This is a genomic window from Leptolyngbya sp. KIOST-1 (assembly GCF_000763385.1).
Classification (GTDB): domain Bacteria; phylum Cyanobacteriota; class Cyanobacteriia; order Phormidesmidales; family Phormidesmidaceae; genus Nodosilinea.
The window spans coordinates 2,508,391-2,522,671 of the sequence record NZ_JQFA01000002.1 but is presented as its reverse complement, the minus strand read 5'-3'; the positions used below and the strand labels follow the sequence as shown (position 1 = coordinate 2,522,671).

The window sequence follows — 14,281 nt, the reverse complement described above, 5'->3', positions numbered from 1 at the left end:
GGGATTGGCCACCCCTCTGTGTATCGTGTCGAGGGAGTACAACACAGGCGCTTGACGGCCAAAATACCTCTCATCAAACCCGGCATTCAAGCAATTGCAAGCCTTCAGGGTCGGGTTAACCCCTGGGGCTTGTCGCAGGGATGAAGAATTGTTACATTAATTTACAAATACGTAATATTTGGCAACAGCCCTGGCGGTAAACCGGTTTCTGGTCATTGCAGGCGAGGGGCAGGCGACCAGTCGGTGGCCAAAAATCGAAGGGAGGAATGTCGGGTGGTTGAAACAAGTCCTATGGAGAGTCAGTCAGTCAGCATCACCCTGGCTCAGATGCTCAACCTGTACGCTACAGGGCGGCGTGATTTTAGCCACTTCGACTTCCATGAAGCCTGGATGCCTGGGCTAGAGCTGCCTGGTATCGACCTGAGCCTGGCCAACCTGGTATCGGCTAATCTGCAGCAGGCCAAACTGGCGAAGGCCAGGCTCAGCGGCTGCAATCTGTGGCGGGCCAACCTGTGCGGGGCCAATTTAGAAGGGGCCGATCTGGCTCGCGCAGTGCTAATTCGAGCTGATTTGAGCGGGGTGAATCTGACCGCCGCCGACCTGCGCTGCAGCGATCTGCGCCTGGCGACGCTGCACCGGAGCAGTCTGCCCCAGGCCGACCTGCGCCAGGCCAACCTCAGCTATACCGACCTGCGCGGGGCCGACCTGACTGGGGCCGACCTGCGCGGGGCTGACCTGACTGGAGCCAACCTGCGCGGGGCCAACCTGGCGATCGCTCAGCTCCAGGGCGCCTGTCTCGATCGGGCCTGGTTCGACGAAGTCGATCCGCCCCACCCGGAGCTATCCTCCAGTCTCTAGGGCCTGCCGCAGGTGGCCGCCGTGGCGGGCCAGGCGCTCGGCGGCGGCCTCCGCCTCCAGATTGCCCAGATGCATCATCAACGCCAGCTTCACCTGCTGGTGGCTGCGATCGAGCAGGGTGGCGGCGGCGGCGCGGTCCAGATCGGTGAGGTCGCAGAGAATGCGCAGGGCGCGATCGCGCAGTTTGGTGTTGGTCACCGCCACATCCACCATGCGGTTGCCGTAGACCTTGCCCAGGCGTACCATCGCCCCGGTAGACAGAATGTTGAGGGCCATTTTGGTCACGGTGCCCGCCTTCAGCCGGGTGGAACCGGCCAGCAGCTCTGGCCCCACCGGTAGGCGAATGTCAATATCGGCCTCGATCGCCACCTGGTCGGCGGGCACGCAGGCGATGAAGACCGTGGTGGCTCCGCGCTGGCGAGCGGCGGCAATCGCCCCCCGCACGTAGGGGGTAGTGCCCCCGGCGGTGATGCCCACCACCACATCCTGGGGCTGAAGGTTGCGATCGGCGATCGCGGCGGCCCCGTCTTCGGCCACATCTTCCAGCCCCTCAGAACTTTTCACCAGGGCGCTGGCCCCGCCCGCAATCAGCCCCTGCACCAGGTCGGGGGGGGTGCAAAAGGTGGGGGGGCACTCCGCCGCATCCAGTACCCCCAGCCGTCCGCTGGTACCGGCCCCGACGTAGAACAGGCGACCGCCCGCTGCCAGGGCCGCTGTAGCGGCGTCGATGGCGGCGGCCAGGGGCGCTCGGGCGGCGGCGATCGCCTCCAGGGTGCGCTGGTCTTCGCGGTTGAACAGATCCACCAACTCCAGGCTGCTGAGCCGATCGAGGTCGGTGCTGCGGGGGTTGGCCTGCTCGGTGAGCAGATGGCCGCGATCGGCGGGGTCAACGGGTGGATGAGCAGACGAACTCGCAGGCACAGGCAGCATTCCCAGGACAATCAATACTCCCGCCAATGTAGAGGATGACGGGCCTAGCGCACAAACCGGATCGCCAGATAGCGGACGGGCTTGCCCTCCGAAGCCGTTACCGCCGCCACAATGCAGCTGACGATTTCAAATAGCGCCAGGGGCACCACCAGCAAAAAACCGACCAGAACCACCATCAGGGCGATCGTGATCACCCAGGCGATAAACATCGTCAGCTGAAAGTTGAGGGCGGCCTTGGCCTGGCGCTGGCTGAAGGTGGGGTGGGTAGCCGCCGCTGCCCCGGTCCCCTTGGCCAACAGCAGCGCCAGGGGGGCCACCACTCGCCAGGGCAATAAAAATGAACCGCCCCACAGCAGCGGCCAGCCCCCCAGCCACTGGCTGCCCAACACCAGGTAACTGAGGAGGGGAGCCAGGTGGACCAGGGCCACCAGGGTGGTGTCCGAAAGGGTGGCATCGGGGGCGTGGCTGGACGAGGCGGTGGGCTGATCGATAGGAGGCAGGCCGTCCACCGGCAAGCCGTTAGACGACGCCATAGCTGGAACCGGGCTTGGGGCAGTCGTACCCCCTCCAGGGGCAGGGGGGGCAGGGTCAGGCTCTGCCTCGGTCCTGGCCGCAGGGGTCGCCAGGGGGGCATCGAGGCCAAAGCTGGTCCGCCAGTCGGCTTCGGCCAATCCCGTCCGGCGGGCGGTCAGCTGCACCGTATTCAGCGGGCAGGTGAGCCCCAGGCGCAGCAGCCCCCGCTGAATCTGGGGAACCAGGCGATCGCGATCGAGGGCAGTGGAGGACTCCAGCTCGAGGTACAGCTGCTCCCCCCGCCACTGACCGCGGGCCACAACCCCATCAGCCGCCAGCGATCGCGCAATTAGATGGGCGATCGCGCGGGCGTCGCCCTGGCGGGCGCGGTCGATCAAGATGGCGAGGGGAGTCGACATGGCGGGAGGGTCTAGAGCAATTTCTCCAGCTGCTGGCGCATGCGATCGAGCTCGGCCTGGGAGAAGCCGCCGGGTTCAGCATCGCCCTCGGCCCCGGGGCCAGGTTGGGGATTGGGCTGGTCGGGGTCCCAGAGGTACTCGTCCGCGTTTTGGTCGGGGGGGACCGCCAGGGTTCCCTCCGGAATCAGGCGATTCCCGTAGCCCACCGAGGCACAGAATTCTTCAATTTCGCCCTGCTCAAAGCCCTCCACGGTGGCCGCCGGAAAATCCTGGGCTTCGAGCATCAGGGCGTAGCGGGTAGCATCGTCCTGATGCTCAAACATCAAGATTATGTTTTCTCCATTTATGGTTTCGGCGTGGATGCCCTCATTGTCGGTGCGGGCGTTAAACAACAGCACGTACACCACCATAGCCCTATCTCACAAACAGCATTATCTGTTTACTCTAGCGGGCGATCGCAACGCGAACAAAGTTACCCCGGCGATCGTCTATGAACTGGAGCGCGAAAACCTGGTGTGGTAGCACAACTTAAACGCACAGAGGATCCCAGGCATCCGCTAACTCAAATTCCATCAGTTCATTGCAGGTGGTAGGCAGAAGTTTCGGCAGTTAACTACTATGGTTTGGGTGTTCTGCGGTAGCGTAAACGGGTATGACCCCTCCTCAAGAATCAGAGCCTTCTCAAGAGCCCGAGTCTTCTCAGGAACTAGAGCCCGCTCCACCACCAGAGCCTGCTAAGGGCGGCGGTAAACCCTGGCTAACCTCGGCTCTGGTTGTAGGCTCCGGGCTGCTGGTGCTGGGGGGCAGTACGGTGCTGGGGGGCTGGCTGTGGAGCCGCAATAACCTGATTCCCTGGGTTGAGGATCAGCTTTCGGAAACCTTGAATCGCCCGGTCGAGCTGGGGCCGCTGGAGCAGATTGGGCCGACCGGCATCCGGGTAGGGCCCTCATCAATTCCCCCGACCGCCACCGACCCAGACTCCCTCGCCCTGGAGTCGGTGGAGCTCAGGTTCAGGCTGTTTGACCTGTGGCGGCGGCGGCTGCCCCTCACCCTTACCCTGGTTCAGGGGGATCTCTACCTGGAGCAAAACGCCGCAGGGGAGTGGTTTGACCTCGACATCGATCTGCCCGATCGCGACCCCGATCGCGATCCGTTTATCGCCGTCAGCGTCGATACTATCAACGTCCGAGACGGGCGGCTGACCATGGTGCCCTACGTCACCGGGGATGTCGATCCGGTGCGGGTGGCGATCGCCGACATTCAGGGTGAGCTCCAGTTCAGCGATCGGTTTATCGATGTGCCCGAGGACCCCAATTCTCCGCTGGAAACCCGGCAGCTCGACCTGGCCCTGAGCGGCAACTCCCTCCAGGGCGGCAAGATTGACGTCAGGGGGGCTGTTTTGCTGCCGCCCCCCGAAGATTCTGGCGCGGTGGCCGACGCCACCGAGGTGCCCGGTCCTGGCCTGCAGGCCAGGATCAACCTGCGCACCCAGGCGGCCCGCGCCACCGATATCATGCCCCTGATCGACTCTTTCCTCGAAAATCCGCTGCCGGTGCAGTTCCCCAGTGGGGTGGTCAGTGGCCAGGTCGATATCGAAAGCGGTGGTGGGGAGCCGTTTACCATCGTCGGCACCGCCCGCGTCCAGGAGTCCTCGCTGATCGCCCCTGGACTGCCAGAGCCTATGCAAAACCTCCAGGGCGACATGCGCTTTCGGGGCCGGGTGATCGAGTTTGAGGGGGTGACGGCGAGCCTGGGGGACTTGACTGCATCAGCAGAGGGCACCCTCGACTTTGATGGGGACTACAATTTGAGAGGGCAGGTCAATCCCTTTACCCTGGCCCAGTTTACCGACCTGTTTGAGGCGACGCTGCCGGTACCCACGGCGGGCACCTTTTTGGCCAATGTCGCCATGACGGGCCCCCTGCAGCGGCCTGTGATCGCCACTGATTTCGTTTCCCAGGGGCCAATCACCATCGATCGGGTGGCCTTTGCCCAGGTGGAAGTCAGCACCACCCTGGTGGCCTCTGGCCTGACCATCGATCGCTTCCTAGCCGTGCCTCAGGCCGGGGGAACCCTGACCGGCACCGGCACCTACAGCTTCCAGGAACCCCGCCAGCTGGCCCTTTCGGTGACGGGCGATCGCCTGCCCGTCACTGCCCTGGCCCAGCCCTACGGCCTGCCCGACACCGTGGCCCTGGGGCCTGTGTCCCTGGAGGCCGAGCTGAGCGGGCCCATCAACCAGCTGGGCGGCACCGCCAGCTGGCGCGCCTCAGCGGGAGACTATCCGGCCCGGGGCGATCTGCGCCTGGCCGACAACGTCCTGCGCTTCACCGACACCTTTGTCCAGGTGGCCGGAGGTACCCTGATCGGCATGGGCAGCCTGGATCTGGGCAGCCGCCAGTGGGAGTCAAGTGTCCGGGCCGATGCCCTTCAGCTCGCCCTGCTGGGCGCTGGCGTCGACGGGGTGCTGAATGGCTTGGCGCAGTTTTCTGGAGGGCTGAACGGCGGCATCGGCGGCATCCAGGGGCAGGGAATTGGTCAGGCGGTGCTAGCCGGAGGCACCATTAACAGCCGCGCCACCCTGGAGGGCGGCCAGTGGGTTGCCGACCTGCGGGGCCAGAACCTCCAGCTATCGGCCTTTGCCCCCGATCTGCAGGGCACCGCCGAAGGGCGCTTTCAGCTCAGGGGCCGCACCGATGCCCTCAACCTGGCCGGGGTCCGCGGCGAGGGTGAGGTGACACTTTCGGACGGGTTGGCGGCGGCGGCAGGTCGCGCGCCCCAACTGGCCCAGGTGCGCCAGCCCCTGACCGCCGATCTGGCCTGGAACGGCCAGTCGATCCTGGTGCAGCGGGCCAGCTCCGCCGGTCTCCAGGCCAGCGGTGTGATCACGCCCCGGCTGGATGGACCCGGGGCGCCCGCGATCGCCAACCTTGACCTCAATCTCAACCTCGATGGCTATAGCCTGGCGGCGCTGCCCCTGCCCCCCGTTCTGCCCGTGACCGGCAACGCTTTTTTCGACGGCCGGCTGCGGGGCCGACCCGGCGCCCTGGTGCTGACCGGCGATGCCTCCCTGGTGGCTCTGCGAGCGGGCGATCTGGCCTTTGCCTCTCCCCTCCGGGGTCCAATCGCATTCACCCAGGGCGGCCCACTGGCGATCGATCTGGTCGGCGGGGGCGATCGCGTGTTTGTCGCCACCGCCCAGGACGACCGCGACCTCCGCTTCGAGGTGCGCGGCGGCGAGGCCCTGGCCACGGGCTATACCCAGGCGGGCACCCTCTTTGCCACCGTCGAAAACTTACCCCTTAGCGATCTGCGGTTGCCCCAGGCGGGCACCGCTGGCCTTGGCACCTTCGGCGGCCTGATCACCTCCGCCGAAATCGTCGCTGACCTGCGCCAACCTGCCGTGCGGGCCAGCTTTGATATTCAAGATCCCAGCATTAGCTACATCCGGCTGCCCTCAGAGACCGTTCTGACGACCTTGGACCCAGACGCCCCGGAGCGCCCCCTGGATACAACCCGCTACGGTCGCCTGCGGGGCAATATTTCCTTCGCCAACAACGTACTCAGTCTGGCCGGGGTCACGCTGGAATCGGCCTCTGGCCTCAGTCGCTACCTGGCTAGCGGCACCTACACCCTTGGGGACACCCCCAGCATTAACGGCGAACTGGTGGTCGAGAACGGCCAGGTTCAGGATATTTTGCAGACCCTGCTGATTTTTGACTGGGCCGATTTTCGCCCCAATCTGCTCAGTCCGCCCGACTGGTTCCGCCCCGCGACCCCCGCCGAGGTAGCGTCCCTGGAGCAGGTAACTCCGGTGGGCGATCGCAACGCCAGCCTGCTGGACCAGCTGCGCCGACTGGCCGAAGTCCAGGAGCTGCAAGATACCCTGGCCGCCCAAGCCGAAGCCATGCCGCTGCCCCCCCTGGAGGAACTGACCGGCCGCTTCTCGGGCACCGTCACCGCCAGCGGCGCTATTCCCGACGACCTCACGGTCAACTTCGACCTGGCCGGGGGCAACTGGGTCTGGGGCAAACCCGACGGCAGCAACGGAGCCGTCTACCGGATTGACGAAGTCATTGCCCAGGGTAGCTACCAGGACAGCATCCTGCGCCTCGACCCGGTAAGCCTGAGGTCGGACTTCTCAGACTTTTCGCCGACCACCCAGCAGGGGGTGGCTCTGGCCAGCCTCAACGGCGAGTTAAGCTTTGACCCCGACGATCCCGAACCGCGCACCCTGCGTCTGGAGGTCAGCAACGTTCCTCTCAATGCCGTGCGGCAGCCCCTGCGGCTACCCGAGAACCTGGACGGACTGATGAACCTGGGAGCCACCCTCACGGGTAGTTTGGCCAATCCCCAGGTGCGGGGCCGGCTGGCGGTCAACGAAGCCACCATCAACCGCAACACCATCGATCTGGCCACCGCTAACTTCAGCTACGAAGACGCCCGACTCAATTTAATCAGCCGGGTGGCTGTGGATGAGGAGGTTGAGGATCCGCTGCGGTTGGTAGCCAGTGTGCCGCTTACCCTGCCCGGCTTCAACCAGCAGCCCGAGACCGACACCGTCAACATCACGCTCAGAATGCGCGACGACGGCTTTGCCCTGGTCAATCTGCTCACCCAGGCGATTACTTGGGAGTCTGGCAATGCCAACCTCAATCTGGCGGTTCAAGGGCGCTGGCCCACCGATCAGTCGGTGCAAGAGGCCTTGACAACGCTGAATGTGATCGGCGAAGCCAACTTCGACGGCGTCACCATTAGCGCTCGCAACCTGCCCGAACCCTTAACCAATATTCGGGGCAGCATTCGCGTGGTCGAAAGTCCGGCCACGACCCTGGCCCGCTCGGTTTATACCGATGGCCTGGTGCTTGATTTTCAAAATTTGCGCGGTGACTTTAGCAACGGTCAGGTGGTGGCCCAGGGCAACTTAAAACTGCTCCCCTCGGTGCAGGATCTGGCTCCCGGCCTGTTCAATAACGGCAGCACGGCTCGCTCGGCCGAAGCCGAAGGCCGCGATCCGTTTCGAGTCAGCCTGGACAACATTGCCCTTGACCTGCGGAACCCGGCGGGCACCTACCGGGGGCGAGTGGATGGCAACGTGGTGGTAGACGGCAGCGTATTTCTGCTGCCTCCCCTCGTCTACGGCGAGGTAAGACTCTCCAATGGGTTGATCACGCTACCCGAGGTCGGCGAAGGCGGAGGAACGCCCACTGCCTTTGGGCCCATGCGCGAACCCAGTATTTTTGACCCCATTCCTCCCATTCTGGAGGATTTTAAGCTGATCCTGGCTGACAACGTCCGCATTGCGGTTCCAGGCATTGTCGATGTGCGCGCCGAGGGCACCCTGGATTTAGTGGGGACCGCCCCCGATATCAAGCCCGTTGGCCGAATCAATCTGCCCTCTGGCCGGATCAACCTGCTGACCACCGAGTTTCGGCTCACGGGCAGCGAAAACTTCGCCGAGTTTAGTGAACTCGACGACACCATTGACCCCTTGCTGGTGGCCACGCTGTCGGCGGCTGTCCCCGACAGCGCGGCTGCTGGTGCTACCCTGACGGCCGCCACCCCCTTTCCCCGCAACGAAATCAGCGAGTCCAGAATCGATCAGCTGGGCCTCACCCAGGCGGGAGTCCAAACCGTTCGTATTCGTGCCAATGTCAACGGCCGCGCCAGTCGGGTGGTCAATCTCCAGGGCGTGGAGCTAGAGAGCACACCTCCCCGCTCGGAGGGTGAAATTGTGGCGCTGATCAGCGGCGGCTTTTTGGCGGCCCTGGAATCTACCCTGGGCAGCGTGTCCGGTGGCGGCGATGGGTTTCAGGGACTGCTGGCCTTTGCTGGGTCGGCACTGCTCAACAACCTCCAAAACATTTTGGGGGCAGGTCTGGAGCGCACCGACCTGCGCCTGTTCTCGGCCTCGCCACCGGGCAACCAGCAGGGAGGTGCCATCGACATCGGCGGTGAGATCGGGTTCAACTTCTCGCCCACCATTTCGGTCTCGGTGCAGAAGGTGTTTACCAACGTTACCCCAGCGCTCTTTAGCGTCCGCTATCGGGTTACCGACCAGATTACGCTGCGGGCCATTACCAGCTACGAACAATTCAATGAAAACACTGGGGCGATCCTAGAGTTTCGATTTTAAGGCTGTGATCGACTGGCCGCTAATGAAAATACCTTTCTCCACCATTGCCTGTAAGGTTTAAAGCGGGGCAATTTGCCCGACCCTCGTTGTTTTGCATACCCATGGATCCCAAGCTGCCTGACCAAGCGTCAACCCCTGCCAAAGCCGATCGCGCCGTTCCGGCAAAAGCCGCTGAGGGGGGCTGGAAATCGCTGTGGCAGGGGCAGTGGGGCAATCTGCGGGTGCTGGCGATCGCTCTGGCGATCGCCCTGACGGTGCGGGTGCTGATTGCAGAACCGCGCTACATCCCCTCCAACTCCATGGACCCGACGCTGCATATCGGCGATCGCCTGCTGGTCGACAAAATCAGCTATCGCTGGCAGCCCCCCCACCGGGGCGACATTGTGGTGTTTGCACCTCCGCCCCAGCTCGCTCGCCTCGGCTACGAAACCCGCCAGGCCTTCATCAAACGCATCATTGGCGAACCGGGTCAAACGGTCGAAGTGGTGCAGGGACAGGTGATCGTCGACGGGCAACCCCTTCAGGAGCCCTACACCCTCGAACCGCCGGCCTACAGCCTGGCTCCGGTAAAGGTACCAGCCGGGCAGGTGTTTGTCATGGGCGACAACCGCAACGACAGCAACGACTCCCACGTGTGGGGCGGGCTGCCCCAGCAAAACATCATTGGCCGCGCCCGGTATCGCTTCTGGCCCCTCGATCGCCTCGGCCCCGTCAGCTAGACAACCAGGCGTCAGCCTCAAAGAGGGATAGCCGTTCCGGCTGTCATTGGTCAGGTCGCTACCTGTGCAATGGCGTACTGCACTACTGCGGCTACTCAAAGGGTTGGGTAAGATCAAAGCGATGTGTGATCACCCGGTTTTGAGGCAGCGCCCATGCTTGTACAGCTTGTTCGCCCCCTGGTGCGTACCCAGGTGCAAATGCTCACCCAGGCCCAGTCGGCCAGCGGCAAACTGGTAGGCATGGTGTCCCAGTGGTTGGGCTACCTGGGCATCCATGCGGAGGTGACTCAGCTACACACGGCGGGCGATCGCATTCAGGTGTCGCTTTGCGTGGGCAAACCCGAGCAGTGCACCCAGTCCGAGTGGCAGCAAATTCTCAACAACCTCAACCAGGACACCAGCACCGCCGTCGAAGCCGACACCCTGATCTATACCACCATGTCCCCGGCCCAGCAGAGCAAGGTCCAGCGCCTGCTGGCCACCATTCTCCACGCCAGCGGGCAGGACCCCTTGGCTGATTGGAACAGCCTGCGTCCCCGCCTGACGGCGATGGGTATGGAGGAGGCCATGGTGGTGGGCATTCACAGTGCCCTCAAGGCACCCATGCCCATGGAGTTTTTGGTTGAGCAGCTAGAGCCCGAGGTGGCTGCCTTTGTGCTGTCCAGGGCCATCCATATTGCCCTGCTCGACCAGCAGATCAGCCAGGCCGAAGACACCGCCCTCAAAGCTCTGCTCAACGCCGTCGATCGCAAGGTGATGGCCTAAAGTCATGAACTCTGCCGCTGTCCTGTTTCACCTGGCCTTTCCCGTGGCCGACATCTCCACCGCCAAGACCTTTTACATCGAGGGGCTGGGCTGTGAACCCGGGCGAGAAACCGCCAATTCGCTCATTCTCAATCTGCACGGCCATCAGCTGGTGGCCCATACAACCGCTGACATCACTCCCCAGCAGGGCATCTACCCTCGCCACTTTGGCCTGGTATTTTTAGCAGAAACCGACTGGGAAGCCCTGCTGCACCGGGCCCAGGAAAATCAGCTCCTGTTCCACCAGAGCGAAAAGCGCCGCTTTCCCGGCACCACGCTGGAGCATCGCACCTTCTTTTTGCAGGATCCATTTTTTAACCTGCTGGAGTTTAAATACTACTGCCACCCCAGCGCCATCTTTGGCGAGGTTGAGCAGAAACAAGTGGGAGATGCCCAATAGAGCGCTGGACCAACGAGTAAACGCTTCCTACCTCGCCCCTCGGCTGCTCCCCAGCGGCCTCTACCCTACCTGTAGCCAGCCAAAAACCTGCCCTACCGTTAGCACCAGAGTGGGGGCCAGGTCTGGCATCGTCAACTGGTTCTCTGCCTCTTCCAGGGAAGCGGGTAGACGGTCAGGTAGATAGAGCTGCACCAAATTCTCGTCGGGGTCGATCAGCCAGCCCCCTAGCCCGCCGTGGTTGAGGCAGTGCAGAATGTTGCTCACCACCCGCGTTGACGACTGCTCAGGGCTCAAAATCTCGATCGTCCAGTCAGGGGCGGCGCTAAAGGTATTGGCAATGGTGCCATCCTCATTTGTCGGCAACCGCTGCCAGCGAAATACTGATACATCGGGAATGATGGATCTGCCGCCAAACGTACAGCGCAGTTCAGGCAGGGCCAGGGCAACGCGACTATCCTCAGTGACTGCGTTAATAGTATTGATCAGCTTTTGTTGGATGCGGCTGTGCCGTCCCTGGGGCATGGGTTTTTGAATAATGTGGCCGTCGATATATTCGCGGGCAGGCTTGGTCTCTGGCTGTTGCAGAAACTCAGCCAGGGTAATTGTTTTGGCAGGAGTTTGTACCATGGGCCAGAGAAATCGCATTGTGTCTATTATTGTAGACCGCTGTTATGACCAGGTGCCCTACGCAGCATGATGGCTAATGCTCTTGCCCTCCGCCCCCGTGCTAGGTTGAGAGGCAGCAATTTTTCGGTGGGCTATGCACAAAATTCCAGTCACCATCATCACCGGCTTTCTCGGGGCAGGCAAAACCACCCTGATTCGTCAGCTGCTGCAAAATCCCCAGGGGCGGCGCATTGCCGTGCTGGTCAACGAGTTTGGCGAAGTCGGCATCGATGGCGACCTACTGCACAGCTGCCAGGTGTGCGACGAAGACGAGGTCGCCGCCCCGGCTGAAACCAACATTCTCGAACTCACCAACGGCTGTCTCTGCTGCACCGTGCAGGAGGAGTTTTTGCCTACCATGCAGCAGTTGATCACCCGCCGCGACCAGATCGACTGCATTGTGATCGAAACCTCGGGCCTCGCTCTGCCCAAGCCCCTGGTGCAGGCCTTTCGCTGGCCTGAGATTCGCACCGCCGCCACTGTCGACAGCGTAATTACCCTGGTTGACTGTGAGGCCCTGGCGGCCGGAGATCTGGTCGGTGACCTGCCCGCCCTGGAGGCCCAGCGCCAGGCCGACGACAGCCTCGATCACGAAACGCCCCTCGAAGAATTGTTTGAAGACCAGCTCAACTGCGCCGACCTGGTGCTGCTGACCAAGGTGGACAGGGTGAACGAAGGTGATCGCACCCGCATTGAAACCTGGCTCACTCAGCAGGTACCCCAGTCCGTCAAAGTCCTGGGCTTGGCCGGGGGTGAGGGCAGTGCTCCCATCAGCCCCGACCTGTTGCTGGGCTTCAACGCCGCCGTCGAAGACAACCTTGACAACCGCCCCACCCACCACGACCACGAGCATGACCACGACCACGATGACGATATTGTGGCTATCCCCATCGTGCTCGATCGCGGGTTTGACCCCAAACCCCTGATCAAGCGGCTAGAGAACCTGGCCTCCAGCCACGAAATCTACCGCATCAAGGGGTTCGTCGATGTGCCCGGCAAGGCCATGCGGCTGGTGGTCCACGGCGTCGGTCAGCGGTTTGATTCGTTCTTTGATCGCCCCTGGCAGCCCAGCGAACCGCGCCAAACCCGCCTGGTGGTGATCGGCAAAGATCTGAATGAAGCGGTGATCCGGGCTGCGATCGCTGCCTAATACCAAATCCGAGTCAAAAACCCCGATTCACAACCAGCAACCCCGTCGGGGCGTACCATGCTACGCCCCGACCAATCGGGGGTAGCCGAATAGGATTCGGTACAAATCCATACCAATCGTCCGTGGCGACAGCACGACACCCTCAGCAATAGTCACAGCCGCTCCCTGAGCGAAGTTGATGGGAACGGCTATTTTTGAAAGCAACTTTAGCTTGTAAATCAGCTCACCTACCCGTCCACCCGCCTACCCGCCTACCCGTCCACCCGCCTACCCATACAGCCCCGCCACCCACTCCCCGTAGCCGTTGTAAATCACTGTCGGCTGCTCCTCCCAGGTAAACAGGGCCGTGCTCTCCCCTACCAACCGCTCCTTGGCCTGCGACCAGCGGGGGTGGGGCACATCGGGTTCTACATTGGCCTCAAATCCGTACTCATTGGGGGCGAGGGTATTCCAGTAGGTAGCGGGCTGCTCGGCCACAAACTCGATCCTGACGATGGCCTTAGCCCCCTTAAAGCCATACTTCCAGGGCACCACCATGCGAATCGGGGCACCGTGCTGTTTGGGCAGCGTGCGACCATAGACCCCCACCGCAAAGAAGGCCAGTTCGTTGGCCATTTCTGCCACTGTTAGCCCCTCGGTGTAGGGCCAGGGCAGGTTGCGGGCAAAGCCAAAGTTAGGGCCGGGGGTGACCATTGGGTCATAGAAGGAGGTGAACCGCACGTACTTTGCCGCAGCGGTCGGTTCCACCAGGGCCATCAGCGCCCGCATGGGAAAGCCAATCCAGGGCACCACCATTGCCCAGGCCTCCACACAGCGAAACCGATAGATGCGCTCTTCCAGCTCAAATTGCCGGGTCAAATCCTCCAGGTCAAAGCTGACTGGGTTCTTAACCAGCCCGCTCACATCCAGCTTCCACGGATCGGTGGGCAGCGCCTGGGCACTGGCCCAAATGTTTTTGCTGCCGCCAAATTCGTAGTAGTTGTTGTAGCTGCTGGCGTACCGCTGGGGCGTCGGTTCTCGCCCTGCATCCGCGAAAGCCCGATGACGAGGCACCGCTGGTAGGGGAACTCCCAGGCTGCGCTCCAGGTCGGCATCCATCGGTCCAGAGCGGCGACACCCCCCCGCCGAGGCCGCCAACCCCACCCCGGCCCCAATCAATGAGGTCATAAACCGCCGCCGCCGCCAGAATACCCCCTCGGGCGTAACCTTAGGGTAGGGCGATTGCCAGCCAGGACGAGCCTTGAAGAAAACCATACGTAATGTTAGCCAAGCACGATGGACGACTACGATAGGGCCAAGGGAGCGATCGCCTGCCCACCCGCCAGATCATGGCACGATCAGCGCATGGGAAGATGAGGATGACCTGAGACCATCAGCTGCAAACACTTCTAGACAGCCGGATGGATAAGACGCCCTACAAATCCTCATGCTTTTGTAACATTCTTGTATCTATTCTGAGGAATCTACGGAGAACGGGGCGAACCACAGCCAATCATTTGGCTGTGTCGTCGGATAGAAATTTAAACTGTTTCAGGCGCAACCGCAGAGAACTGGATCTTTTAACTAAAAATTCACAGAGTTGTGGATCTTTCATAAATAGGGCTGAATGCTCGACGGGATAAGGGTTAGGGGCAATCGAGCAAGCTGCTACAGAAGCCTTAAAATGCCATTGCACACCGGATTGTC

11 protein-coding genes are annotated in these 14,281 nt (G+C 62.3%); 6 read left to right on the top strand and 5 right to left on the bottom strand.

All coding sequences use genetic code 11. The annotated features are described in order from the left end of the window. Positions 1–291: 291 nt before the first annotated feature. Positions 292–858, top strand: coding sequence for a pentapeptide repeat-containing protein (locus NF78_RS11185; protein WP_035986347.1), 567 nt, complete (start codon positions 292–294; stop codon positions 856–858). Here NF78_RS11185 and murQ read toward each other — a convergent pair. From murQ to NF78_RS11170, 3 genes are read right to left on the bottom strand one after another with little or no spacing between them, the layout of a single operon-like run. Continuing rightward, the gene (gene murQ / locus NF78_RS11180) at positions 841–1,779 is read right to left on the bottom strand and encodes an N-acetylmuramic acid 6-phosphate etherase (RefSeq protein WP_225885283.1); all 939 of its coding nucleotides are present in this window, start codon (positions 1,777–1,779) and stop codon (positions 841–843) included. The genes NF78_RS11185 and murQ overlap by 18 nt on opposite strands. 53 nt (positions 1,780–1,832) lie before the next feature. Then, positions 1,833–2,720: a DUF4870 domain-containing protein gene (locus tag NF78_RS28175; RefSeq protein ID WP_052050164.1), complete on the bottom strand. Its 888-nt coding sequence runs from the start codon at positions 2,718–2,720 to the stop codon at positions 1,833–1,835. 11 nt (positions 2,721–2,731) lie between these two features. Then, positions 2,732–3,130, bottom strand: a complete 399-nt coding sequence (locus tag NF78_RS11170) for a DUF3110 domain-containing protein (protein WP_035986345.1) — start codon at positions 3,128–3,130, stop codon at positions 2,732–2,734. A 242-nt stretch (positions 3,131–3,372) separates the two neighbouring features. Here NF78_RS11170 and NF78_RS11165 point away from each other — a divergent pair, with 242 nt between their 5' ends. The 4 genes from NF78_RS11165 (at position 3,373) to NF78_RS11150 (ending at position 10,779) form a co-directional block, all read left to right on the top strand. Then, a complete protein-coding gene (locus tag NF78_RS11165; protein ID WP_081972584.1) occupies positions 3,373–8,856 on the top strand; it encodes a translocation/assembly module TamB domain-containing protein in 5,484 nt (1,827 codons plus the stop codon). A gap of 101 nt (positions 8,857–8,957) precedes the next feature. Further along, on the top strand, positions 8,958–9,575 hold the full coding sequence (gene lepB, locus NF78_RS11160) for a signal peptidase I (protein WP_035986342.1): 618 nt from the start codon (positions 8,958–8,960) through the stop codon (positions 9,573–9,575). A 153-nt stretch (positions 9,576–9,728) separates the two neighbouring features. After that, complete coding sequence (locus NF78_RS11155; RefSeq protein WP_035986340.1) at positions 9,729–10,340, top strand: hypothetical protein; 612 nt, start codon at positions 9,729–9,731, stop codon at positions 10,338–10,340. A 4-nt stretch (positions 10,341–10,344) separates the two neighbouring features. Continuing rightward, positions 10,345–10,779 (top strand): VOC family protein, encoded by a 435-nt coding sequence (locus tag NF78_RS11150; RefSeq protein WP_035986338.1) that lies wholly within the window; start codon positions 10,345–10,347, stop codon positions 10,777–10,779. Between the two features lie 60 nt (positions 10,780–10,839). Here the strand turns inward: NF78_RS11150 and NF78_RS11145 are convergent, their stop codons facing one another. Then, complete coding sequence (locus NF78_RS11145) at positions 10,840–11,406, bottom strand: Uma2 family endonuclease (protein ID WP_035986335.1); 567 nt, start codon at positions 11,404–11,406, stop codon at positions 10,840–10,842. Between the two features lie 133 nt (positions 11,407–11,539). Between NF78_RS11145 and cobW the strand changes: the two genes are divergently transcribed. Continuing rightward, positions 11,540–12,595: a cobalamin biosynthesis protein CobW gene (gene cobW / locus NF78_RS11140; protein ID WP_035986333.1), complete on the top strand. Its 1,056-nt coding sequence runs from the start codon at positions 11,540–11,542 to the stop codon at positions 12,593–12,595. Positions 12,596–12,862: 267 nt separating this feature from the next. Here cobW and msrP read toward each other — a convergent pair whose 3' ends face one another. Next, entirely contained in the window at positions 12,863–13,849 is a 987-nt protein-coding gene (gene msrP / locus NF78_RS11135; protein WP_035986329.1) for a protein-methionine-sulfoxide reductase catalytic subunit MsrP, read from the bottom strand. Between the last annotated feature and the right edge of the window lie 432 nt (positions 13,850–14,281).